This window comes from Pandoraea commovens, from assembly GCF_902459615.1.
Lineage (GTDB): Bacteria > Pseudomonadota > Gammaproteobacteria > Burkholderiales > Burkholderiaceae > Pandoraea > Pandoraea commovens.
Genome location: NZ_CABPSA010000020.1, coordinates 1 through 1910, shown reverse-complemented (window position 1 = coordinate 1910; position 1910 = coordinate 1). Strand labels below are relative to the sequence as shown.

1 protein-coding gene, 3 tRNA genes and 1 pseudogene are annotated in these 1910 nt (G+C 55.1%); all 5 read left to right on the top strand.

All coding sequences use genetic code 11. The annotated features are described in order from the left end of the window. Positions 1–501: 501 nt before the first annotated feature. The gene (locus tag PCO31010_RS26475; RefSeq protein WP_174985230.1) at positions 502–1266 is read left to right on the top strand and encodes a glycosyltransferase family 25 protein; all 765 of its coding nucleotides are present in this window, start codon (positions 502–504) and stop codon (positions 1264–1266) included. Between the two features lie 162 nt (positions 1267–1428). Further along, positions 1429–1514, top strand: a tRNA-Tyr gene (locus tag PCO31010_RS26470). A gap of 75 nt (positions 1515–1589) precedes the next feature. Beyond that, a tRNA-Gly gene (locus PCO31010_RS26465) sits at positions 1590–1663 on the top strand. Positions 1664–1694: 31 nt separating this feature from the next. Next, positions 1695–1769 (top strand) — tRNA-Thr (locus tag PCO31010_RS26460). A gap of 70 nt (positions 1770–1839) precedes the next feature. Beyond that, a pseudogene (locus PCO31010_RS27245) lies at positions 1840–1910 on the top strand (GTP-binding protein); the annotation flags it as partial.

Here is a 1910-nt window from a genome sequence, read left to right as displayed (position 1 = left end):
CCCGTGTGAAAGTAGGTAATCGTCAGGCTCCCCTTAAAAACCCCTTGCTACAAACGTAGCAAGGGGTTTTTGCTTTGCGTTGACGCTTTGTGCCCTCCTTCAATCCATCCACGGATGCGCCGAGCGATCAACGGATTTGCGAGCCCTGGCGCGACGTCGCCCTTCGGCGAAGCATGCGGGGTTCATTGACGTGATTCAAACAACTCATCCCGTCTTAGGCCAACACCAGTCCTGCTCTCATTCCTGTCGAATCGCGCCAGGACGGACTCTGCCGATAGCCTTATCCGTCCGCCTTTCTGCCCCTTTCACCGCGGGAAATGACTGTTCGTGATGAGTGCTTGAAGAGCGGAAAGGAAGGCGCTCAGTTCGTATAAGACGACTCTGAAAGTGCATGGCTGAGTTGGCAATTCGACATATTTGCGGTTTATGCTGTCATCCGTTTCGAACAGCAATATGAGCGTTTCGCATTCTCGACGCGATGCTCACGTAGACCATAGAAAAATGAACCAGACGTGCATCCCGGGGTTGCGTCTTCCTCCCGTTATCGTCGTGTCATTAGTCGACAGCCATGAGCGTCGCGCTCATATCACTGCGCAACTGACCAAAGCGGGCGTCCCGTTCAGATTCTTCGATGCGCAGCGCATTGACCAATATCCGGCGACGTACGACGAAGCGACTCGCCTCAAAATGTATTCCAGCCACCTGACGCTCGGGGAAGTGGGCTGCTATGACAGTCACTATCGAATCTGGGAAGCGCTGGCGCGCTCCAATGACGATATCTGGTGTGTCCTGGAGGATGACATCGAGCTGACGCATGACTTCTCTGGGCGCCTTGCCGCGGCGCTGGATGTCTCGATCCGCTGGGGCATCATGCGTTTAAAGAGTGGTGGAGATTCCGGGCGTTGGAAGGTGGGTGAGCTCCCGGATGGCGGCATCCTCCATGACCACCGCAAGCAGCCTGGCGGCACACAAGGCTACCTTATCCGTCGCGACGCCGCGTTGGCCCTATTGGACTACGCTAAACGGATGATCCATCCGGTCGACGACATGCTGAACCGCAATTGGGAGCACGGCGTCCGCATGATTTCGATGTCGCCAGACATTGTGGTGGACGTGGGCAACGATCTCGGTACCACGATCACCGGCCGCCGAAAGGCAGAACGAAGCCTCGCACAAAAGCTGCGGCGAGAATTTCACATGGGAAGAGACTGCCTGAACAGCCACATGGACGTTTTGCGCAGACGACTGTTGGCGGGCGCTCGCTAACCGCCTGCTGTCGATTATCCGAAAATCAAGATAATCCAACAAATCAAAGAGTTGCCGCGTTCTCGTGAATTTTTCTGGGCCGCAGGCATAGAAACTGCATATTTAATGCGTGGAAGGTGTTGACAAGGCAGGGGGACATCTCCATAATTGCAAATTCTCTGCGGAGGGGTGCCCGAGTGGCTAAAGGGGGCAGACTGTAAATCTGTTGGCTTACGCCTACGTTGGTTCGAATCCAACCTCCTCCACCAGAATGCGGAAGTGATGAGCGCCGGAAACATAAGTTCTCCGGCGCTTGTTACCAAGTGGCGAGAGTCGAAATCCAAGCGGGTGTAGCTCAATGGTAGAGCAGAAGCCTTCCAAGCTTATGACGAGGGTTCGATTCCCTTCACCCGCTCCAGGTGACACGCAGAAGCAGTAGTACAGGATTCGCCCATGTGGCTCAGTGGTAGAGCACTCCCTTGGTAAGGGAGAGGTCGGCAGTTCGATCCTGCCCATGGGCACCAAAAGATAGTGAAGCGCGGCAATCAACATGCCGAGCAACCTCGGCAATAGATAACCCGTTAGGAGTCGGAAATGGCAAAGGAAAAATTCGAGCGGACTAAGCCGCACGTGAACGTCGGTACCATTGGCCACGTTGACCATGG